Annotated in this window: 6 protein-coding genes; 5 read left to right on the forward strand and 1 reads right to left on the reverse strand. The window is 56.2% G+C overall.

What is annotated here, in order from left to right; translation table 11 throughout:
* Positions 1–108 precede the first annotated feature (108 nt).
* The gene (gene nadE / locus BF99_RS0109350; protein ID WP_025770652.1) at positions 109–2,160 is read left to right on the forward strand and encodes an NAD(+) synthase; all 2,052 of its coding nucleotides are present in this window, start codon (positions 109–111) and stop codon (positions 2,158–2,160) included.
* 256 nt (positions 2,161–2,416) lie between these two features.
* Here nadE and BF99_RS0109355 read toward each other — a convergent pair whose 3' ends face one another.
* Entirely contained in the window at positions 2,417–3,901 is a 1,485-nt protein-coding gene (locus BF99_RS0109355; RefSeq protein WP_156013242.1) for a ketol-acid reductoisomerase, read from the reverse strand.
* A gap of 1,523 nt (positions 3,902–5,424) precedes the next feature.
* Here BF99_RS0109355 and BF99_RS21955 point away from each other — a divergent pair.
* From BF99_RS21955 to BF99_RS0109400, 4 genes are all read left to right on the forward strand, one after another.
* Complete coding sequence (locus BF99_RS21955) at positions 5,425–7,776, forward strand: hypothetical protein (RefSeq protein ID WP_156013243.1); 2,352 nt, start codon at positions 5,425–5,427, stop codon at positions 7,774–7,776.
* The gene (locus BF99_RS0109390) at positions 7,773–8,369 is read left to right on the forward strand and encodes an autotransporter domain-containing protein (RefSeq protein WP_197019095.1); all 597 of its coding nucleotides are present in this window, start codon (positions 7,773–7,775) and stop codon (positions 8,367–8,369) included. The genes BF99_RS21955 and BF99_RS0109390 overlap by 4 nt, the downstream gene beginning before the upstream one ends.
* 144 nt (positions 8,370–8,513) lie before the next feature.
* A complete protein-coding gene (locus BF99_RS0109395) occupies positions 8,514–8,837 on the forward strand; it encodes a hypothetical protein (RefSeq protein WP_025770659.1) in 324 nt (107 codons plus the stop codon).
* 1,023 nt (positions 8,838–9,860) lie between these two features.
* A partial coding sequence (locus tag BF99_RS0109400) for a Calx-beta domain-containing protein (RefSeq protein WP_156013244.1) occupies positions 9,861–25,118 on the forward strand: 15,258 nt, incomplete at its 3' end.

Raw genomic sequence — 25,118 nt, forward strand, 5'->3', positions numbered from 1 at the left:
AACGAAAACACTCGGATATCGTGCACCAGATAGTCGAATCCGCTCGAATCTCTACTCTCAAATCCCCCGTCGCCCTGATTCCACTTGCTATTTAGCGTCGATCACCTCATGGCCCCCGGCACCGCTCCCGTCGCTTGCGATCCTCTCGGCTCGAAGCGCGGCATCGAAGGTCTCGATTCCCCTTTTTTGATCGCGCTTGCCCAAATGGAGGTTCAAGCGGGCAGGCCGGATCGCAATGTCGAGAGGATGCTTCGTTTCATCGATCGCGCAAGAACCCAAGGAGCGGCGATCGTCGCCTTTCCCGAACTTTGCATCCCCGGTTATTTTCTCGGCGATCTTTGGGAGATCGACGCTCTGGTCGAGGATTGTGCGCGATTCTCTCAAGTGATCTGCGAGGCGAGCGAAGGCATCACGGTCGTTTTCGGCAATGTCGCCTTCCAAGCCGGTGTCGGCGGCGAGGATGGCCGTCTTCGTAAATTCAACGCCGCTTGGGTCTGCCATGACGGATCGTTCGTCGAGCGCCCCTCCTTGCCCGCCCCCTTGCCCGATGGGGTGCAGCCCAAGACATTGCATCCGAACTACCGCATCTTCGATGACGATCGGCATTTTCATTCCCTGCGCAAGATCGCGGCCGAGACCGGCACGGCCCTTTTCGATTGGATGGTCCCTTGGGAAATTCCCTTGACGATCGCCGGGGGGAGAACCTCGATCCGGTTGGGAGTGCAGCTTTGCGAGGATCTGTGGCACTTGGATTATCGCGATCGAGGCGCCCCCGTCGATACCCTCCAAGCATGGGATCGGGCGGGTGCCGATCTCGTGATCAACCTCTCCGCCTCGCCGTGGACCCAAGGCAAGAACGACAAGCGCAATCGAGTGGTGCGAGAAGCCATGGCGGGCTCTCGGCTCCCCCTTTTTTATGTCAATTTGGTCGGGGCGCAAAATAACGGCAAGAACGTGTTGGTTTTCGACGGCGGCAGCAGCGCTTATCGTCCGGACGGCTCGCTCGCCGGGGAAGCCGCCTCTTGGCAAGAGGATCTGTTGCTGCTCGATCTTGCGGCCTCGGGATCATCTGCGATCGATGCTTCGGATCGTGAAAGTGCTTTGCCTTTCGAAGCGGCCTTGGATCCTTCCGCCCCCGCCCCTTGTGGAACGCCTCGGCAGGAAATGGATGATATCGCCCAAGCCATCATCGTCGGGCTGCGCCATTTCGATGCGATACACGATCGAAAGGGACGCTATCTGGTAGGCGTCAGCGGTGGCGTGGATTCGAGCGTGGTCGCCTGCTTGCTGCAAATCGCTTTCGGCCCCCAGCGGGTTTTCGCGGTCAATTTGCCGACCCGCTTCAATGCCGATCTGACCAAGGAGAATGCCCGGATACTGTGCGCCGAGCTCGGCATCGAATCCATCGTCTGTCCCATCGAGGATCTCTATCGGAACCTGTCGGCCCGCCTATCCGAAATCGGATTCGAAGGCGCTCCCGGGAACCAAACGGTGCAGGTCGAGGAAAACATCCAAGCGCGCATCCGAGGGGCGGATATGCTTGCGGGGATCGCCGCCAAATGCGGGCTCTTTTTCACCAATAACGGCAACAAGACCGAAACCGCTCTTGGCTACGCCACCCTCTACGGCGATGTCAACGGGGCCATCGCCCCGATCGCGGATCTCTACAAGCCCCAGGTCTTGGCTCTTGCCGAGCACCTCAACCGGAGCCATTTCCGGCGCGAGGTGATACCCGCCAATCTGCTCGATGGCACCGTTCCCCCGAGCGCGGAGCTATCCGCCGATCACGATATCACCTGCGGGCGAGGGGATCCGATCAAATACGGTTACCACGATGCGCTGCTGACCGAGATGATCGAATACCGATATCACCTCGTGGATCTGCTTCGATGGTATTGCGCCGGGGAACTGCAAGATCGCATCGGCTGGCGGGATGAGGAGCGTTTCCGGCAATGGTTTCCCGACCATCGCTCCTTCGTCGAGGATCTCGAAGAATTGGCCCTGGCCTTGCGCCGGAATTGTTTCAAGCGGATCCAAGCCCCGCCGATCATCGTGTTGAGCAAAAGAGCCTTCGGCTTCGATCTGCGCGAGAGTCAGCTCCCCGCTTGGTGGCCGCAACGCTACATGGAACTCAAAAAGCGCCTCCTCGAGGAGGGCTGAAAGCGTCGATTTTCGGAATCGATCGTGGCTGCCCTCGATGGCGGGCGAAGGACTCGGCTACCGGCTGCGATCACGAAACGGGATGTGATCGCAGCCGGTGATCGAGGCAGATGGTCGCTTTCGACCGTGCGGCACCGGAATATCCCCGGATAAAGCACCTTCGACGGACCTTGCACCGCCGATGATCGATGTTCAGCGCAACGAGCCCGCCGAACCGAGCCGAGTCAAGCCGAATCGAGCAAAGACCCGGGATGCCTCATTCGCTCCCTCGGGTCGGCACCACCGCAATATCCACCGAAGGCCGCAGCTCGGCGCAAACCGAGAGCACCTCGTGAATATTCGACGACCGGAATTTCTCGAAGGGGGTCTCGTCCCCGCTCCCCTCCTTGTCGATCGCGGTGTAGGCCTGTTGTTTGAGGATATAGTCGAAGCGCGCCGCCCATTTACGAGCCCCCAAGCGGGCGGTGGTCGAGCAGTTATCCACCATATAGGAAACCCCCTTGTAGTCCATATAAGGATTGAGGCTATCCACCGCTTCGATGATCGATTCGTTGGCGATCTCCGAATAAGGATGGCCGCGATCCGCAAGAAGATCGACCTGAGCCATCATGCACGCGAGATAGACGCCGGCGGTCTCGGGGTGGATCGGGGCGTAGTTGCGGGTGCTGTCGGCGCGCACCTTCTCTCCGGTTGCCCACATATCGGTGCTGTCGATCGTCCCCATCGGATAGGTGCCGTGACGCCTCGTTGCTTGGATCACGCTGCGAACCTCGTTGCCGGAGGCGACATCGTCGTAGATCTCCTCGAGGATCTCGCGGCAAGGATGGTAAGACGCGTTATAAGCCTTGCGAAACGCCGCTTTCTCGCTTTCGTCGAGTTCTTCGTAGACCGCATTGAGGCCGGAGCGGGAGATGGTTTTGCTGATAGGACCGGTGATCGATTCCGCGCTGTTGATAAAAGCGTCGTCGCGGGATTCGCCCTTGTCGACGAAACGCGAGTAAAGACTCTCGGCGATGCCGTGCACGGCTCCGAGAAGGATCCCCCGCTCGCCGAAAATATCGGATTTATATTCGCTTTCGAGCGTGGTCTCGAAGGTATAGGGGGAGCCCAGCGCCACCGCCCAAGCGAGGGCGTAATCGGTGGCTCGGCCGGTGATATCCCGATGGACGGCAAACGAGCAGTTGATCCCCGCGCCGTTGACCTGTCGCCCCTGTTCGTACAGGCGTCTTACGGAAGGTCCCATGCCCTTGGGGCAGACCGCGATGACGTTGATATTCGCCGGAAAATCCTCGCCGAGGGCTTGTAAGTGGGAGAGCAGGAATCCGTGCGAGAGCCCCAAAGTGGTCTGGGGGCGGAAGGCATCGAAGATACGGCGGTAGTTTTCCGCAAAGGCCGCATCGGAAATCAAGAGCAAGGACATATCCGATTCGTGGATCACCTCGTACATCTCGCCCAAGCCCCCGCCTTCTTTGGTGAAGCCCACCGCCTCGGCTTCTCGCATCGAGGAGGAGCCCTCCCTCAGACCGACCTTGACCTTGATCCCCGATCCCTCGAGCGACTCTCGCAGATTCTGCGCTTGCGCCGGACCCTGTGAAGACCATCCGATCACCCCGATCTGAGAGATCCCTTCCAAAGCCCGGGGCAATAGGGGGAAGAGATGGCGACCGCCGGCAAGGATGGTCTCCTCTCGATCGGCAAGCGAGATGGTGCGGGTGTCGAAGATATTCGAGGTGAATGCCACGATACGGCTCCTTGAGTGATTGATGGACAAATGGATGCAGCGCAAGATTCGCAGCGATCCCGGCTGACAGATTCATGCAAGGCAAGCAATAAGGCCTTCGATGCCTTGTGCGAATACCGAACCCTTGATCATACCCGTGCCGGTCAAGGGCGTTTTGCGAACGGTCAAGGCTTTTGCATCTCGAGATCGTTTGCGGCGGCGAGGCACTGGCCTCGACTCCCCCTTGTGCGGATCCCCCGCAATCGACCCGAGCATCGCCCGGTTTCGGCGCCGCCGAAGGCGCAGCACCCGATGCGAAGGATAAGGCATTGTCGAAGATTCCGTCGGATATCGGCGGGTGCGATGGAGCCCCCATTCCTCTGAGATTGCCGCCGGATCGCGTCGACTTTTGCCGGTGTTGGAGATAGAACGGTCGAAAAGATCCCACGCCGTCAAAGCATTGACAAGGGCTCTTGAGAAGAAGCGGCGGGCGAATCATTCCTTCTTTTCGAGCATGAAAAGGAATTCCGATGTTCCGCTCGAATCGCCGATCGACGACTTGCCGATACCCTCGGCTTCGATGGTGATCCGGGCCATCGTCGACCGGCGCCATTCGCCCCCTGATTCACACTACTGCCCCCCTTGTCGAGGTATCTTGTCTTTGATACGATTACCCGCCGATTTCGGGGCGAGACCTGAGGATCTTCATCCGAATCCCCCCCCTTATCCATCCAAGAATCAACCCCTATCGCTAGGCGTTTTTATCGGGCTATCGACGCAATCCACCGGTCGGCTGCATCCAATAATCGATTCCCTTCCAAGGCTCGTATCGGAAGATCGCTTGCGGCGGCCGATGCCTCGGCGAAGGTATCGTTGACAACATCCCATCCGGCGTGAAAATTCGCTTTCGATATCGAAGCGAAAAAAATGATTGAAAAGGGGTTGAAAAAAAATAGAAAATCGATTCAAAATATGCAAACTGCGAGTCGACCATGAGCGGTCGATACCATGTCTCAAGCCTCTTTTGGTATTTGATTTTCTGTGATATAGTCAAATCAGATGAAGCATTGACCTTCGGCTTGGTGATCCTTCGGTTTGGCGGTTGCAAAGAGATGGCAACATTTTTCAAGATGTCTTTGGAAGGTAAAGCGTGTCCTTGAAAGAGAAGAAGGCTGATGCTCGATTGAGGAAACGAGGGCTTTGGGATTTCGGGTGAAGGCGAGTAGTGGGAAGGTGTGGCGCCTCGACGAAAGAAAAAATGGAAATCGATAGGGATATCGGGAAGATGAACGGCCGTGACGGCATTGAAAATCGGTTGCGAAGTCAAGATGGGTTGTCGAGATCGGGAGGCGGGGTACGACCCTCTTCGATCTCGTTTCATCGTCGGACTCTCGAAGTCGGTCATATCTTGACCGAACGCCTCCGCTTCGCAGCGGAGGTGCCATCGTCGTCGCCGAAATCGGCGGTGCGGGTCGATGGGCCTTATCGGGCGCAGGGTCGATCCGTCCTTTGGCGACCCATCCGTGCGATCGTGATCGCTATCGATGCTTTTCCTCGTCGGTGCATTGCCGGTTGCCGCGCAGCAAGAGCCTGACAACGAGTGGACCGGCGAGCGATTCGCGCAGTGGTGCGCCGACAATCAGGCGGTTTGTACCGCCGACGTGGTCGACAGGTGGTGTCGAGCGAGCGCGGCCAATAAAAAATTCTGCCAAATCAAAGAACAGCCGGACTTGCCGGCCTTGGATCGGCCCAAGGATATCCAATCGACATTCAACGGCACCGTGCTGGTGATCACGTGGACGGCCTCTGTCGATCATCCCGAGCCCGAGAAATACATTGCCGGTTACTCGGTGAACATCGATGGCGGCAAGGCGTATTTCACGACCGGCACGAGGATCGAGATGGACGTGCCCGAGGTATGCGATGACAGCTATCTGGTGCGGGTGCAGGCGATAACGGTCGATGGCATTACGATGGCGGCATCCGCCGGGCGCAAGACTTTCATTTGCCCGGCACTGCCGACTCCTCCGGGAGCCGTGCCCGGGTTGGTATTTTTCCCACAGAGATTGGAGGTGGTCGAGGGCGGCAGCGAGACCTTCGAAGTGAGGTTGGCGACGCGGCCGAGCGCGAATGTAAGCGTGAGCCTGACTCAGCCGACGAATACAGACATAAGAGCCGATACCGACTCCACTGCCGCCGGCAACCAGACCGCCTTGACTTTCACGGATTCGAATTGGAATAGGCTGCAAAGGGTAAGCGTTTTTGCCGCCCGAGATGACGATACCGACGATGACAGCGCAAGCGTGTCGTTCTCCGCTTCGGGCGGTAGTTACGACGACATCGGTGGCAGTTTGCGAGTCTCGGTGAGGGATAGCACCCCGAAGATGGTGGTTATCGATCGTTCCCTTCAAATCGATGAAGGCCGCTCGAAGTCCTTCATCGTACGGTTGGAGACGAGGCCGACAGCCGGCGTAAGGGTGACATTGACCCAGCCTTCGAATACCGACGTAAGGGTCGATACCGATACCCGAACATCCGGCAATCAAAATACGCTGAGCTTCACGACTTCGAATTGGAATACATCGCAGCATGTCGTGGTGTCCACGGCTTATGACGAGGATACGACGAATGATGCAGCGACCATATCGCTGCGGGCATCGGGCGGGAACTACGAGGGGTTGTTAGATAGCGTATCCGTGAGCGTTATAGATCATGATCTCACGGTCGGTGTCGTGATCCCGAAAGTCCCCCATGGGCCCACCTCTCCGGGAGGGGAGGTGATTACGGTGCCGAATCCCGAGCCGACGCCGAATCCGACGAATCCCCCGAACCCGAACGGCCCATCGAACCCCGGCGGTCCGACGAATCCCCCGAACCCGAACGGGCCATCGAGCCCCGGTGGCCCGACCGATCCATCGGATCCGAATGCGCCCACCAGTCCGGGTGGTTCGACCAATCCGTCGAATCCCAATGGCCCGACCGACCCAAGCGCCCCGGGCAACCCCTCGAATCCGAGCGCCCCGACCAACCCTAAGGGTCCGGACTCCCCGACCGATGCCACCGGTCCCACCGGCCCGGAAGGTCCGAGCGACCCATCGAATCCCGACCCGGGCACCCCCGAAGGCCCGACCGTTACCGATCCCAAGAATCCGTCCGATCCGACGACTCCGGGCACAGGTGCGGCGAGAGTGGGGCTGATCTTCGATGGAGTGCCACTGATACTCGACGAGGGAGAGGTCGGAAACTTCCGAGTGAGATTGGCGATGCGGCCGACGGAAGCGGTGACATTGGCGGTGGGTATATCGCTCGGAGTCGATCTCGAAGTGGATGCGGATGTGGCTGCGAAAGGGGTGCAGAACACGGTGGTGATCGACCCTGTCGATTGGGACAATCCGCGCGATGTGAAGGTGACGGCGCTGCGAGACGAGGACGACTCCCGAGGTCGAATCATCTTTCAAGCATCGGGAGGGAACTACGAAGGAATCGAGGGCAGCGTGAGCGTGAAGGTCAATGACCGAAAGAGGAAAGCGGCGTGGTTGACTCGATTCGCAAGAATGGTGGGATTGCAGGCCATCGAGGGGATCGAGAGCCGCATGGACAGTGCCACCGGAAGGAATCTCGGTCTGTCGGCGAGGATAGCCGGTCGCGATATCGAAATCGGCGATGCCTCGACGGTGATGCGCCCCGATGACAAGGGCTTGGATGATGACTTCGAGCGCGAGGACATCTTGACGCTGAGCCAAGTGCTATCGGCCGGGGCTTCGTTCAACTTCACGCAACGCACCGATGCCCAAGGAAACGCACCGATGCCCAAGGAGGAATGTCGCTGTGGGGCCGCGGCTGGGCATCGGGATACCAAGGAGAGACGGCCGATGTCGAAGTCGATGGGCAAGTGAGCACCGGAATGCTCGGAGTGGATTACGCCCGAAGGGGCTGGATGGTGGGGTTGTTAGGGACATATAGCGAAGGAGAGGGTGATTTTCTCGAAGAAGGTCGATTGACGCACAAGGAAGCGGATCTGACGACGATGGTCCCGTGGGTGGCGATGGAACTCGAAGGCGGAATGCGCTTGCGCGGCGCTGCCGGTTATGGCGAGGGAGAGGTGAGATTGAACCATCCGGGCGAGAGCGTCTTCGAAGGCTCGCTGGATTGGAGGATGCTGAACGCCGGACTCGCGAAGGATTTGACCGAGTTGCCGAAAGAGGGAGGATTCGGCCTTAGCTTCATGACGGATTTCCTGTGGACGAGGATTCGCTCCGATGAAGTGGAAGGATGGGGCGAGATCGAAGGCGAGGCAAGACGCATCCGCGCCGGATTCGAGGGCTCGCTGATGCAAAGGAAAGGGGAGAACGCCCGCTTCTCGCAGAGGGTGGATGCCGGTATTCGCCATGACAGCGGGGATGCGGAGAAGGGATGGGGGTTGGATGTGGGAGCGGGCTTGGTCTACGAAGATCGAGAGGCGGGACTGGAACTGTCTTTGAAGGGTTGAGCGCTGGTCTATCACCGCGAGGAGGCGGCTCGGGATTGGGGTCTGTCGGCGGGTGTCGAGTGGGATAGCGATCCGGCGACGAGTGATGGATTCTCGCTTCGCATCCATAACGAATACGGAATAGGTGGAGGATCCGATGGAGGAATGAAGACCCTGTTCTCGGATGACGCCTTTGCGAGTCTGGATGGCAGCAAGGGCGAAGGGATGCGTTGGCGGGCGGAGGTTGTCTACGCAATGGATGTGGGTGGGTTGGTGGGTTCGCCCTATTTGGAGCATGTCCATTCGAGGAGCGAGCGTCGGGATCGGCTGGGCTATCGTTTGAATGACGAGGGCGAAGGTGGGCTGGAAGTCGATGTCTATCTGATGGTCAAGGAAGGCGAAACAGGGCGAGCCGATCGAGACCTCGGAATCGGGGGGATTTTGAAATACGAACTTCGACCATGGAATCGATCGAGAGTCCGTCGATGATCGAGACCGTTCCCGCCTCGATCATCGGCATTGTTCGAAAGCTTTAGGGATCGATCGCAGCGAAGAAAAGGAAGATACCGAAGAGCCGGCTCTTGATCGACCCGATACCCTCGGGCTCCAAGGGTGAAATTTCGAAAGCTATATCGGCCTAATGATGGGTCAGCACCGCAAGAACCGGCGAGAACCGCTTCGAGATTATCGGGTAGCGTATGCAGGTTGATGAGCGGTTCGTTATCCCTTGGCCCCCTTATTCGAATAACCGCGAGCGCAGATCCCTCCGGACCGGCCCCGGGTTGGCCAAGGTCTTTCCGGTTGCCGAGCCGATCCTTAGGTCTCCCCCGTCCTAGAGTTTTTTCGCGGGTGGATCGCGCCGAGATACCGGCTGGCGCCTGCCCGCCAAAGCGCTTCGTCATCTCCCCGATGGACTGTCGATACGAGCGGGCGATAAGGGTGATCCGGTCGTTTCTTTCTCGGAATTTCCCGGCTTTCGATCTCTAAAACGGCCATCCCTTCGGCTCCGGGCGATATGTCTTGAAGTGCCAATCAATATCTCTTATGGGGTTATAGTATTTTTCATTTTCATGTATAGTATTCGGTTAGCCCGAGGGATCGGTGCTTTATTTCGATCCTTGAAGGGTCGCTTGCTTGCGGCAACGAGTTCGGTTCCGAATGCAAGGGAAAAAGAAAAGCATTGATTGACAATGGCGGTACACGGTTGCCGTAAAAAGCGAAATCAAGACAGGGAAAAATGTTGGGAAAATGAATCGTCGGCGAGATGCTACAAAACTTTTGCTCGATCCGACTCGGCGGGTATCGTATTCGCCGATCGCTCGGCCTCTTACTCCCTTTTTTCTCGTCCACCGCCTCCCTTTTCGTCGTTCTCGCCTCCCTTCCTATCCATCTTCCCTCTTCGCATCTCAGAGAACGAGCCGGGTCGAAGACGGGAGATATTGCCTTCCCAACATACCCCGCCTCCGCCTTGCCGGTTTCGTTTTTTTCGCGGTCTTTCACGTCCTCATCGCTTTGGCGACGATACGGGTTCATGCCGTCGAGGCCGGGTTGGATATCGAAAACGAGAAGGTGAGAATCATCATCACCGATATCGACGGAGATCCGATCTCGGTCGATCCTCGGACAACCGCCCGCTTCGATCAATACAGCTACCCCCCGACATTCACGGTGGAGGAGGGTAAGAAATTCAAGATCAGAATCAAACTATCCGGGCCACCCATAGCCACTCGTGATCGTGGAAGGATCGAATTCAGTCCCAGTCAGGATGTCAACTTTGACGGTCTCGATGACAACCGTCGGCTCTTTTTCCGCCATAGAGCCGACCAAGACGAGTATTGGGACCATTATCAGACGGTCACGATCACCGTCAATTCCGATGACGATCTGGTCGACACAGCGATTCCCATCGAGATCGAAGCAAGACGTGATAATGAATGGGAGTCGGGTCAGCAACCCGACCCCGTCGTCTTTTGGATACGACAGCTCGATAGCGACAGCGGATTGACATTCTACGAAGCCCAATCGGGTTCCCAAGTTTACGATGCAAGCAATCCCTTGCAGATCGAAGAAGGAGGGCGAAAAACCGTTTATGTCCAGACTTCGGAAAATCCCAGACCCAGAGCGGATATCAATATTCGAGCGGATGAAGGGATCACCGCCGACAGATCCAGGATTTCCGTCACCCATTCGAACTACCGAAACCGGCATTCCGTCACGTTGACGGCGGCGGTGGATGCAAACGATACCGACGAGAGCAAGAAGGTCGTTTTCAGCACCCCGGCTCCCTCGTCCACCGACAATAGCGATCTCAACGTAGGCTATGGATTCAGAATCACGGCCGAACTCCCGGTCATCGTCAGAGAGCCGACATCGGGCGGTAACGAGCATAGACCCGTTCCCAATTTCGTCGCTCCCTTGACGATCGAAGAGGGGAAGGTCGTCAATATCGGATTCAAGTATCCATCGACCGGCAACAGCAATTTCATATTCGCCAGAGTGACGGATGCAAACCGGATCAAGATCGCCCGGGCCACCGGCCCGAACGATATCGGCTCTTCGGGCGACCTTCCGAACGAAAGTCAGATCACGATATCCGGAGGATCCACAACCCCCCTTAGGGGATATCACTACATCAAGATCCATGCCGTGGATAACGATCAGGTGGAGACGGGGGCGAGTGCGACGCTCGAATTCTCCGATAACGGCGATGCGTGGGCTCCCTCCAACTTCATCGACGACATCCAGATCCGAATAAGGGAAGACGATACCCGTGCGCTCGCTTTCAGCCCCGCCGCCAGCAAGCTCGGCGGGTTCAAACGACTCGGCACACTCGGTGGCGATAATCGAGATCGGCCGCTGGTCTTGGAGGAAGGGGCTGCCGGGACGTTGAAAGTCAAACTCACATCGAAGCCGACGGGGAGGGTGACGGTGAGCGGCAAATCGCTTCCGTCCTTCATCGGCCTTAGCCCGAGCACCTTGGAGTTCACCGCCACCGATTGGAATCAAGAGAAAACTTTCAGTATCTCAGCCGCCCACGACGTGAATCACGTCAATGACAACATCCCTCTGACTTTCAACGCCCTCGGCGGGGGTTATGTGAATGTCGAGGGCATCGCTCGGATCGATGTTCAGGACAACGACACCCCGGGGATAACGGTGACCCCCTCGACATTGACGATCGACGAGGGCGGCGCCGGCAGTTTCAAGATCGCCTTGGCGACCCGCCCCGACCGGGATGTGGGATTCTCGATCGACGTGCCGGGAAGCGCCGCCACCGCCATCACCATCGACGGCAATTCGAGGAGAGGGGGTACCCAGAGCGATTTGATCATCGAACCCGATGATTGGAGTCGAGGGCATTCGGTCAGAATCCTGTCGACCGACGATGACGAAGTCGAAGACCGGAGTTTCGATATCACCGTGACAACGACCTTCGGCAGCGGCTATTCGGATCTGCAAGGAAATCGCTTCTCGGAGAAGGTCACGGTCAATGTCAAGGATAACGAAGAATTCGGTTTCGTGATCGATGGCGACAGGTCCGCCAGTTTGACCGAGGGAGATGCCCTCTCATACAAAATCAGGCTATCCAAAAAGCCGACCGAAACCGGTTCTCAAGTGACGGTGACGCACCGGCCATTCGGCACTCGATTCCAAAACGTCGAGATGACCCCCGCTCAGCTGATTTTCACCGATACGAATTGGAATGTAGCGCAAACCCTCCTCATCAGAGCCGAAGATGACAACGATTCGCTCGACGAGATCGGGGGTTTCATCATCGGCGCCGATGACAGCGGACACGATGGCGGCGGCTACGATCTGGCGAGCGCCACCCTTTCTTTGAGGGTAGCGGATGACGATGCGCCGCATCTGGTTTTCGGTCCCCTGTTTCCCAGGATACAAGAAGGCGGCGTGGGCCGCGTGAGGCTCAGGCTCGGGAACGCCCCGACGGCCGATGTGATGGTGGCGGTTCATGCCGGCGACGATAGCCTGTCTTTGGTCTCCCCCACCCGCGTTCACGAAAATCGCAACGAAAGGGTCCTGACCTTCACTGCGCAAAACTGGGAAACCACCCAAAGCGTCTATCTATCGGCGAAACACGACGAAGACGGAATCGACGGTCGTTCGGAGGTGGTCGCCTATGTCGTCGATACAAGCGCCTATAACATCGTTGGCAGTCGGCGAAAGTCCGTTCTCGTTCACGATGACGATACTCCGGGCTTCGTGATCGATCCGAAGACTTTGACGATCGATGAGGGCCGGAGCGCTTCTTTCGATATCAAACTCGTGGCCAAGCCGACCTTTTCGAGTTCCGGCGGCAATGCCGGCAGCGATGTCGTCGTCGATCTCTATCATCCGGATCCCGATTTGGTCGTGGACAAGAGTTCGTTGCGCTTTACCGCCTCGAACTGGAACCAAAATCAGAGGGTTTCCGTTTCCGCAAGGAACGATCTCGATTTTCATGACGAGTCGATATCGCTCACTTTGACTTCCCAAGGCGGGGATTACGCCGGTGTCGGCGATAGTATGAACATAGCGGTCAAAGACGACGAGATCGCAAGTATCGTCATCGACCGGCAGAGCCTGTCGTTGCTCGAAGGGGCGGCGGTCGCTATCGTCGTCAAACTCTCGCACGAGCCGAGCGGCGATGTCGTATTGAACTTGGAACAACCCCGACTTTCCTGGATAACGGTCGACGGCGATGCCAAGCGTTCGGGTCTGCAATCCACCCTCACCTTCACCCGAACGAATTGGAATCAAGGGCGCAGGATTCGCATCATCGCCGCCAAAGACGAAAACGCCAACGACGAGACGGGGACTTTGCGTTTCACCGCAACCGGCGGTAGTTATGAAGGCGTTGTTGCGAACCTGTCGGTGAGGGTCTCCGATCCGGATACCAACGATCTATTGATCACCGGGCTTGAAAACCCGACTTATGTGGAAGGGCAAAGTTATAGTTTGGGCGTTCGTCTCAAATCCCGGCCGACGGGTCAGGTGAGCGTCAGCGTCGCCGCCGACGATGACATCCTCGTTTTCACCCCGTCGTCGTTGACCTTCACCCCGACGAACTGGAAGAAGGTGCAAAGTATCGGTCTATCGGTCTTGGAAGATGACGATGCTCTTGTAAACAGACCGGTGATCACCTTCACCGCCACCGGCGGGGGCTACGATGGGATGTCGAAGCAATTGACGACGACCGTCAAGGATAACGATGTAAAGCGGGTGATCGTCAGTCCCAGAGCGGTCAGTATCGTCGAGGGTGGTAGTGCGATCATCGGAGTCCGCCTGTCGGAGTCCCCTCAAACGCAGCGTATAGTCGTATTTTCTTTGGATATAACATCGACATCGGCGGGGTATGCGGGTAGTTATGTCAATATCGTCCCGAATAGCGGTATGACATTCACTCGTGATAACTGGAATGTCGAGCAAACGCGTCGTGTGGAGTTATCGGATGACGACAATGCAAAAAACGAGACGATCGTCGTCAGGTTCGGCCTGCCGCTAGGAACAGGAGGCGGATATCAATCCGATGAGGTGACAATCACGGCGGTGGACGAAGACACCCAAGGATTGATGATCTCTCCGACAGGCGACATCACCGTGGAAGAAGGCAATAGTCTGCCGGTCGATATCGCTTTGCGGGCGCAGCCGGTATCCGACATGGAAGTGAGGTTGACACCCCCGCTTTCCCAAGCGCACTTATCCATCGCGCCCTTGACATTGACGTTCACGAGGGATAACTGGAGTGCATCGCAAAGGGTGACGCTCTCGGCGCCGCTCGATCTGAACAGCGTCAGCGAGCGTTTCGAGATACCGATGAGTGTCCATGACAAGCGAACCGGCGCCATCGATATCCGTTTCGGCAAACCCTCACTTTCGGTGGATGTGCAAGATCGAGATCAAGATCCATCGAAGCCGATTCCGGGAATCGTGATGCTCGATACGTTGAAGATCACGGAAAATATCAACACTTCGGTCAGCGTGCAGTTGGCCAACCGCCCCTCGGGGAGGGTGAATGTCGTCATCACTCCTTCCGAAGAAGGTGCGGCGTTCCTGCGGCTCGGCCCGATCTTGACTATCCCTCACAGTATCGTTCCGACCAAGACCTCCCATACCCTTTCTTTCGATCAAGATAACTGGAATCGATCGCAATCATTCCTGTTGGGATCGGTGCGCGATTACGATGCGGTCGATCGAAAGGCGCAACTGGTGGCGGTGGCATCGGGCAGCGGCTATGACGCCGTGCATCGGATGACGGTCAGCGAACAAGATCCCGATGTGGCGAAGTTGCTGCCGGACAGCACCAATATCTCTTTGGGGGAAGGGGGCGAAACGCCGCTGAAGGTGAGGCTCGCAACGATACCCTTCAAAGGCAGCGTCACGGTGAATGCCGTCGTCGCCGCCTCGAGTGGCATCACCCTCGATCGAAGTTCGCTGACCTTCACTTCGAATAACTGGAATACGCCGCAAGTCATCAATCTGAGCGCGGCCGAGGACAGCGACGACAACCACGGACAATTCGTCCTCACCCTTCGCAGCACCGGAGCGGATTACCAAGGACTGAGCGCATCCGTGCTCGTCGATATATCGGATAACGACAGACCCGAACTGATGTTGGATTATACGAACGACGGGCTCTTCAGCGGTATCTCTCTACCCGAGGGCGGAAGCGGCACTTTGAGGGTCAAGCTTCGAGAACGGCCATCGGCTTTGGTCGGTGTGGATCTGAGGACTGTTTTATATCTTTTCGGAGATTCAAAGAGACCGGAATACCGAAGGGTCAACCCCACCGGTATCCAAATGGATAAAACCTTTCTTGCCTTCACCCCGTCCGACTGGGATACTTGGCAGAGCGTGGGATTCTCTTCCCCTCAGGATAATGATTATTGGGTGGAAACCGGCAAGGTGGTGATGACTTACGGGATTCGGCCTCGGCAGGATGTTCTGGAAGTGCCGATCGTCGTCATCGAAGATGACGCATCCGGGCCGATGATCGCAGGCTTTCCGGAGACGATCGACGAAGGCCAGACCCTGACCTTCACCGTCAAATTGGATGCGAAGCCCTCCTATCCGAATGGAGGCACTCGCTATCCTTGGTACCCTTCCCAAAATTACTACGAAGTGGAATTTCGTTCTTCCAACCCCTTGGCGCTGAACGGTGTCTTTAACGACAGATCCAGATTGATCAATTATTGGAGATACAGTTTCAACTCCAGAAACTGGAATGTGCCGCAGACGGTCACCATCACCGCCCCCGAGGATGACAATGCGGTGAGCGAAGAGGTTGTCATTCATTCCAAGTCCGTCGGATTGGATAGGCGCTATTACAAGCATCCGACCATCAATAAAACGTCGACCATCAAAGTGATCGATAACGACGCTCCGAGGTTGATTACGGATAGGGACGGAGTGCAAGGTTATTTGGTGATCGACGAGGGAGGCAGCAATCGTTTTCGAATCAGGCTCTCGGCCGAACCCGTGGAGCCGGTGCGAGTGGATATCGTCCTTCCCGACGATGGCGAGTTGAGCGCCGATCCGAACTCCGTCGCTTTCAATTCCTCGAATTGGAGACAGTGGCAAACGGTCACTTTGACCAATACCCCCGATAGCGATAACTATACCGAATATCGGGATGTGAGGCTGGTCGCCCACGGTGGACAATATTCGAAGATCGAGACCCGGGTGGCATTGGAGTTGACCGATAAAGATACCCCGATGATCGATACCGATCCCGAGGAGATGGTGCTCATCGAAGAGGGAGGAAGCGCCTCTTTCAATGTCCGCTTGAAGACCCGAGTGTTCTCGACGAGCGATCCGGTGCGCGTGGCATTGAGCCTGCCCGCCGACAGCGATCTGACCTTGGATAGCGATCCGTCGACCGCCGGCGATCAGAACGAACTCGTTTTCACCGATCGCAACTGGGATCGTTGGCAGACCGTTTCGTTGAATGCCGCCACCGACGATAACACCGTCAACGATATCGTGACGATTTCCATGGTTGCCAACGGAGGAAGTTATGTCGATGTAAAGAACACGATGAAAGTGACCATCGCCGATGCCGAGCGATCACCGGCGATCGTGCTGACAAGTGAATTGATAAGAATCGACGAGGGAGGAAACGCAAGTTTCGATATAAGCCTCGGATCCAAACCCACCGCCGATGTCGTGCTTACCTTCCCTACGCCGATCAATTCCGATCTGACCATCGACGGCGATGACAGCGTCATCGGTCATCAAAGCGCCCTTCGTTTCCAGCCCGCCAACTGGTATGTTCCGCGTAAGGTGGTCGTCGATGCCGCGCAGGACGATGACTTGATCGGCGAGAACGAGACGATCGACATCACCGCCGCCGGTGGAAACTATGACGATATGGAGATCGGTATCACGCTTTCGATCGTCGACGACGATCGAGCATCGCTGGTATACGAGCCCGACCCCCTTACGATCGTCGGAAGAAAGGGTTCGTCGGCCAATTTTCGAGCCAGGCTCTCCCATCGCCCGATCGGTGAGGTCACCGCCACTCTTCAAGTGCTCGATAATGCCGCCATTTCACTCGATGACGACGAGCATCGATTCGATGCCACGAATTGGGATCGATGGTGGACGATCAATGTCAGCGTGTCGGATAATCGATCGGGGAATCGAAAGTTCAAGATGAGATTGAGCACGACCGGCGGCTATTACGACGAGTTGACGAGCGATATCGACGTTCTCGTCTCCGATAGCGGAAACGATGCCTTGATCGTCAGCAACGCCCCCGAAGAAATCGACGAGGGCGAGCGTATCGATTTCACGGTCAAACTGGCCACGGCCCCTCGGAATCGAGCGGAGGTCAAACTCGTATTGAACGATCCTTCGAATTCCGGGGCGTTGCGTCTCGACCCTGCGACATCGATCTTCACCGCTCTTGATTGGGACCAGCCTAAAACCATCACTTTGGTGGCATTACCCGACGACGATGACGAGGATAAAAGTCTTGTCGTCACCCTCGATGCCTCTTCTATCAATACTGCCAACTACAATGCCAGTTATCGTCTCGATATCGATATCGAAGACGACGATAGCAAGGGATTGGTTTTGAATCCGGCCACCGTGACCATTCACGAAGGAAAGACGCAATCCGTCGATATCAGCCTTGCCACCAAGCCCGAAGGCAATGTCAGGGTGGCATTTCCTTTCGTCCTATCGGGGCATACATTCGATAATCACTTGATCGCTCCGTTGAATGCCGCTCGGCAGCCGGTGCCGGCCGTTCATCTTGACTATACCCCTGAGAACTGGAATCGACCGCAGACCGTTTTCTTCAAACATGCCGATGATGACAACTGGTATTCGATTACCAACCACTTAATCACGATAACTGCCAGCGGCGGAGGATATGACGGTCTAACGGGCTCTTTACGCTATGACACCGTCGACAATGACCGGGCGGATATAAGGTTTCAGGATATCCCCCTTACGATGGACGAGGGTGAGACCGCCACATTCAAAGTGAGACTGGATAACGATCCTTTTTCTGTCTTCAGAGTGGGCGAATTTCAGGAAGTCAGCATCACCAGCAGCCATCCTGCGCTCTTGAGTGTCGACAAGAGCACGATATCGGTCGATAGAACGACATGGGTCGATGTCACGTTGACGGCCCATGACGACGATGTATTTCTCTCGAGAGAGGTCGAACTCCTTTTCGAGTTGAATGACAACCATCTGGTCGACGTCGTGCATTTAGTGAGCATCGTCGATGACGATGCATCTCGATTGGTCATCGACGATACGCAAGTGACGGTCGACGAAGGGGGTTCCTCCGACTTCACCGTCAAACTCGGTAACCGTCCCTTCGGCTATGTCGATCTGCGCATGGTCAAAAGCGGCAGCCCCGATATGACCTTCGATGCCGATCTTCTCAAAACCGGGAACCAAAGCACGTTGCGCTTTACCGAGACGAACTGGAACGCAGCGCGCACGGTACGAGTCAGTGCCGCATCGGACGGGGATGCGGCCGACGATATCGCCACCATCTCCGTCAGCGCCCGCGGCGAGTTTCCGCGCGACGGCTACGACGATCAAAGCGCGCAAGTCAATATAAGAATCGATGACGACGAGACCGCCGCCGTCATCTTCGATCCTCGCCGGACCAAAATCAACGAGGGCGGCAGCGCCTCGTTGGATATTTCCTTGGCAACCAAACCCACCGCCACCGTCAAAGTGCTTTTTCTCCGCTCCACCAACTTGGATGTCAAGGTCGATACCACCCCCGCCCTCGCATCCATCGGGAGTTCCTTGACCTTTTCGCCGGATAAATGGAATCAACCTCAAACCATCCGAGTCTTCGCATCGGACGATGACGACACCATCAACGATCACGCCTTCATCCCCGTTCGCGCAACGGGCGGCGATTATGAATCGCTCACCTTCAGCCATCCGGTGCAAATAACGGATGACGATACCGCCGATATCATCTTTTCCGATTTCCCCGACTCGATTTCCGAGAGCGCATCGGCCCATACATTCGGTCTTCGTTTGATCCGAAGACCGACTTCCGATGTAACGGTCACCCTTGCCTATAGCGATACCACCGACAGTGCACTCATCGGCTTCGACAAAACTTCTTTCGTTTTTACCAGCGCGAATTGGGATAGCGTACAAAACGGGATATTGACCCCGGTCGACAATGATGAGATGTCGGGGGATATGGATGTCGAACTCGCTTTCACGCCCGTAGGTGGAGGGTTCAGCGGCGATCAAAACAAGCGGACGATCAGCATCATCGACGATGACCAAGCGGGTGTCGAATTCGAAGGCGTACCGGTCTCCGTCAAGGAAGGAAACAGTGCCACCATCAAGGCAAGGCTCGCCACCCGGCCTTATTTGGAGAACGAGGTCTCCGTGACCTTCCAACAGCCCGACAATACCGATGTGCGCATCGGTAGCGACCGCAGCGCTGCGCTCGTTCTAGAGTTCACCCGGGGTGACTGGAATACATGGCAGAACATCGATTTGACGGCGGCGGCGGACGACGACGCCTTCAGCGAAAGCGCGATCGTTTCGTGGAGCGCCGCCGGCGGCGAATACGGGGATTCGACGAAGAATATCGCCGCCATCACCGGAAAGGTGGACGTCAATGTCTTGGAAGACCTGCCGGAAACGACGCAGCGCTCGCTGGTTTTCGAGGATGTGCCGGTGATATTGGATGAAAGCGCGAGCGAGACCTTCAAGATCAGGCTAGGCACCCTCCCCAACGGAAATGTCCGGGTAACCTTGACTCAGCCCGACAATGTCGATATCAGGGCCGATACCGACGCCACCGCCACCGGCCATCAAACGACCTTGGATTTCACGCCCGCCGACTGGGATACGGCGAAAACCATCACCGTCTTCGCCGCCGCCGATTACGATGCCGATGACGACAGCGGGGTGGTCGCATTCAACGCATCGGGCGGCGGATACGATGATATCGCCGCCCAAGTCAAGGTATCGGTGCTCGACGATGACCGAGCGCCTGCGCTGGTCTTCGAGGATTTGCCGCTGACGATCGATGAGGGTGCCTCGGGAGCGTTCAAGGTCTATCTGTCGACGCGCCCGAGCGAGGTTGTCAGCTTGAACATCACCCGCGCCCCGCCTTCCAACTCCGATATCACATTGGATACCGATACCGCTACCGAGGGAAACCAAAAGACGCTTTCATTCACATCGTCCAACTGGTATATCGCTCAAAGCGTCACCATCTCCGCCGCCCAAGACAATGATGCATTGAATGATAGTCAAATCTTCAACATCAATGCATCCGGAGGCAATTATGCGGGGGTATCCGGTCAAGCATCGGTGGTCGTCCTCGATGACGAAACCCCGGCGCTGGTTTTCGATCCGACCTCTTTGACCATCGATGAGGGTGATCGAGGCAATATCGGAGTCAAGTTGAGCACGAATCCGATATCGACCGTGACGGTTACATTCACCCAGCCCACCAATGAAGACATCACCGCCGACGCCGATACATCGACGTCCGGTAACCAAACCTCCCTGACATTCGGTCCCTCCGATTGGAGCGTAGCCAAAACCATCGTCGTCACTGCGGCCATCGATGACGCTACGGGTCATGACACCGGCACCATCCCCTTTACCGCCTCCGGCGGTGGCTATGAAAATGTCTCAGGTAGCGTTTCGATAACGGTCAGGGATGGCGACTATAGCATCGTGAAAATCGATCCTCGCTTGGCCGATTTTTTCGAAGGTACCAGCTTCGTTCATGATGTTTGGCTACCTTCTCGGCCATCGGACGATGTGGTGATCAACTTCTATTCGGACAACCCGGATGTGACCATCGACACCGATAGCAGCGAAGCGGGAAATCAGACCACCCTTGAATTCACGATCGCCAACTACAATACAAAGCGAAAGATCACCCTCCGTGCCGCCGATGATGAAGACGATAAAGACGATCGCGCCAAGATGACCATTTCGGGATCCGGTGGCGGCTACGATAGAGTGGTTGTCAATACCTTGGAAAACCGACACCCGGATACCAATCACATTCCAGTGACGGTAAGAGACGATGATACCGATCGATTGGAGTACAGGAATTTCCCCCATTCCTTGCCCGAAGGAACCTCCGCCACGTTCAATATAAGACTAAAGAGCGAACCACCCAACGATATATCCATCAACATGGATCATAATCAAGAGGCAATCGATAAAGAACGTCTTGGCTTGGGGGATGTTGTCGATCTTACATTCACTCCGAACAATTGGGATGAATGGCAGAATTTGACCGTCACCTCTCAAGACAATAGTTGGCATTGGTTTTTGTCCGATAGAAACGATAGCATCAATATCGACTTCACCATCAAAAATTCGAATTATCACGATACCAAAAAAATAGAATTCATCGATGATGAAGAGGTGAGGCTTCTATTCGATCCGAATCCGACAAGAGTGCTGGAGGGGAATAATCTCGTTCTTAGGGTCAAAGCCAACGCTCCTCCGAATACAAGCATCATCCACGGTCAATCTTGGAATGTGACTTTTTCCCAGCCTTCGAACACGGATCTAACGATAGATACCGATACCGTGGCAGGCGGCAATCAAACCACTATGGTTCTCGATTCAACGGGGCAAAGGGCTTGGAATCAATGGCAACCGATCATGATCAGAGCGGCGCAGGATGCTGATTCTTCGAGCGAAAAGGTCGACATCGATTATGAGATGAGAGTAAACCATATTGACACTACTTATAGATTCAACCTTAAGCATGAAGCGACAATCATTGATGACGAAAGTCTAGAGTTCGTTCTCGAAGACACTCCGTTGGCGTTGGACGAGGGAACCACTGGATATTTCGGTATCAAGCTCGGCGGCCAACCGACGGCGAATGTGACCGTCAACTTGGAGCAGCCTTCGAATACCGATGTAACGGCCGATACCGATACGAAAACGACGGGCAATCAAACCTCTTTGACCTTCACCTCCGATGATTGGGATACCTCGCAAAGAGTTGCGGTCACCGCATCGAGGGACAACGATGCCGAGGACGAGAATGCGGCGATCTCCTTGAGCGCCACCGGCGGAGGCTATGACGATGCGAGCGCCACCGTCAATGTGGCGGTCCACGATACCTATAACAATCAAGCATTGGTGATCGACAAGGAAACCGTCAGCCTTAGCGAGGGCGAGACCGCCACCTTTTCCGTGCGACTCTTGGTTGCTACGTCGGTCGATTTGAAAGTGCTGATATCGGATTCGAACAATTCCGATATCAGCCTCGATAAAAGCGAGTTGGCCTTCACCGTCGATAACTGGAATCAAGCACAAATCATCACCGTCAGCGCCGCCCATGATCCGGGTATCGTCGACGATCAGGCGACATTCAACCTCACGGTGGACGATGATGACGGCCTTTATGATTCGGTCACCGGGGGTGTGACGGTGAAGGTGATCGACGATGACAAACCTCATATCCTGCTCGATCCTTCAAAGCCGGTCATACCCGAGAATGGTTCCATCACCGCCAAGATCAAACTCGGTATCGCTCCCACCGCCAATGTAACGCTAACGCTCGTTCCGGAAGCTGGTAGCGATTTGACGCTTGATACCGATGACGATCAAATCGGCAATCAATCTACCTTGGCCTTCACGACCGCCAACTGGAATGTCGAACGAGACATCGTATTGAAGGCGGCTCATGATGATGATAGTACAAACGATACCGTCAAAATCAATGTATACGCATCCGGCGGTGACTACGAAGGAGTGCTTGTCGATCTCGTCAAGGGGTTGACCTATATCACGGCCAGGATCCAAGACGATGATTTTTTCTTCGCTTTCCAAGGCTTGCCGAATCGTCTTCGAGAGGGGCAATCCGCCACATTGAGATATAAATTGTCTTCGAATTTTAATAATTCCCACCCTTTTGGTGGTGGATATCAGCAAAAGGTCTGGCTGGAAATTATTGATTCCAATTTATTGAGACGTACCGGAGTGGATGTTTATTCTTATGTCAAGGTGAATAACACTTTACTAGAGGAGGATGAAGAATCCTTGGATAAACCCAAATCCACAATTTATAAAGGTTTACCGGATATGACAAGAGAAAATTACAATCAATGGCAAGAAGTCACAATCACTGCGGTGGATAACGATCGACTTTGGTTCAGATCGACACCCTTCTCGGTCAAGATCAATTTCATACCCGACCGCCCATTTTTTGCCACCGGCGGCACCTTCGGCAGTCAAACCCTGACCATCGTCGACGACGAGTCCGCCGATATCGTATTCCAACCGGCAACGGCGACGGTTGTCGAGGGTGGGAGTCTGGCGGTCGATGTCAAGTTGTCGGTACCCCCGCCTCGGGTGCTTCGAACCCCGCCGTCGAACGACCTGTCCAAATACATTAATTATGACTGGACGGTCACCCTGGGTGCCCCCGACGATTCGGACCTGTCCGTCGATAAAAAGACCCTGACCTTCACTTCGAGCGGTAATACCCAATGGGATCAATGGCAAAGGGTCAATCTGAGCGCCGCCGAGGATGCGGACGGCATCGACGATGCGGTTCTCCTTTCGGCGAGGGCGACGGCAAGGCACGATGTCAGAGCGACGGGGAGGGCGGCGGATTATGTATTGAATGACGGGTTGTCGGTGACCATCGACGACGAGGACGATGCGATCCTGTCCATCATCGAGTTGGGCGGCGTTCCGGTGAGTGTGGACGAGGGCGCATCCGAGAAGTTCACGGTGAAACTCAAAAGTCAACCAGCCCAGTCGCGGACGCTGACATTCGATCAGCCCGACAATCAGGACGTCACGGTCGATATCGACCCTGATACCTCGGGCAATCAAACGACACTGACGTTCACGACCACCGATTGGCAGACCGCGCAGGAAGTCACGGTGGCGGCGGGTGAGGACGACGACGCCATCGACGAAACCGCATCCATTGCGTTCACGCTCACCGGGAGCGACGGCGATACGACCTCGGCGATTCCGGTGGATGTGGACGACAACGACACGGCGGGCTTGGTCTTCGGCGACTTCCCCGAATCGGTGGGCGAAGGCGAGACCGCCACCTTCAAAGTCAAACTCTCAACCGTTCCTTCGAGCACCGTCGATGTTGCCATTGCATCGGGGAATACGAACGATCTGACGGTCGATAAGACGACCCTCGCATTCACCTCGTCCAACTGGGATGCGTGGCAGAACGTGACGTTGACCGCGGTGGACGATAACGAGGCCTACGGTCCTGACGGCATCGACCTCGTTTTCACCCCCGCCGGATACGGCGAGGCGCAGACGAAGACCGTCAATGTGGTGCAGGACGATAGCGTCGGCGTGATCATCACCCGAACCCCGCTCTCGGTCCCCGAGGGCGCCACTCGGTCGTTCAATGTCAGATTGAGATCCGAACCCACCTCTTATGGAAGGAATCCCTTATTCTCGAACAACGCATCCATCGTCTTTTCCAAGTTGGGCAACAGCGAAACCCGCTTCAATATCGGTACGGGCAACAGCCACACGCTGACCTTCAACCAAAGCAACTGGAATCAAGATCAGCAGGTTGCGATCGCCGCCGCTTCGAACAGCGTTGACGGTCATGCGCAGGTGGAGATTGCCTACACCACCTCCGGCCATGAATACGGCGATAGCCAGTCTATCCCTCCTTTTTCGTCGCTGACAGGGAGGGTGGGTCTGATTCTCGTCGATCGGGGGCAGACACCGGATCTTGACATCGAAGACTTTCCGGCGCTCGTGAACGAAGGTGGTTCCCAGACCTTCATGGTGAGTCTCACCACCGCTCCGGGGACCCCGACCGATGCCGGGGAGACGGTCACGGTGACTTTTTCCTCGAACGAGAGCGACGTCACCATCGACAGCGATTTGGATCTGACGGGCGATCAAAATACCTTGGTATTCACCGCAGCGGATTGGCATCGGGCGAAGACGGTCACCATCAAAGCCGCCGAGGATGACGATACCGAGCACGAAAGCGCGACCGTCTCGGTGGCCGTCGACGGCAGCCTCGCCAGCAGCCCGTGGGACGATGTGAGCGCATCGAAGCGTCTGACCGTCAAAGACAACGACATCACCATCGGCTTGGTCTTCGAAGACACGCCGGTCTCGGTCGAAGAGGGCGGCACCAAGAAATTCAAGATCAAACTCAGCAGCCCGCCGACATCGGCGGTCAGCATCCGTTTGTTCCAACCCGCCAATACCGACGTCACCTTGAGCACCGCCAACTCTCAAACGGGGGCCCAGTTCGTTGCGTTGGCATTTGCGACCAAC

Origin of the sequence: Thioalkalivibrio sp. HK1 (assembly GCA_000583135.1) — a bacterium.
Lineage (GTDB): Bacteria > Pseudomonadota > Gammaproteobacteria > HK1 > HK1 > HK1.

What these genes read in the sequence shown, in the direction of transcription:
- BF99_RS0109395 (WP_025770659.1), top strand. Translation starts at nt 8,514, where the DNA reads ATGAAGACCCTGTTCTCGGATGACGCCTTTGCGAGTCTGGATGGCAGC.
- nadE (WP_025770652.1), top strand. Translation starts at nt 109, where the DNA reads ATGGCCCCCGGCACCGCTCCCGTCGCTTGCGATCCTCTCGGCTCGAAG.
- BF99_RS21955 (WP_156013243.1), top strand. Translation starts at nt 5,425, where the DNA reads ATGCTTTTCCTCGTCGGTGCATTGCCGGTTGCCGCGCAGCAAGAGCCT.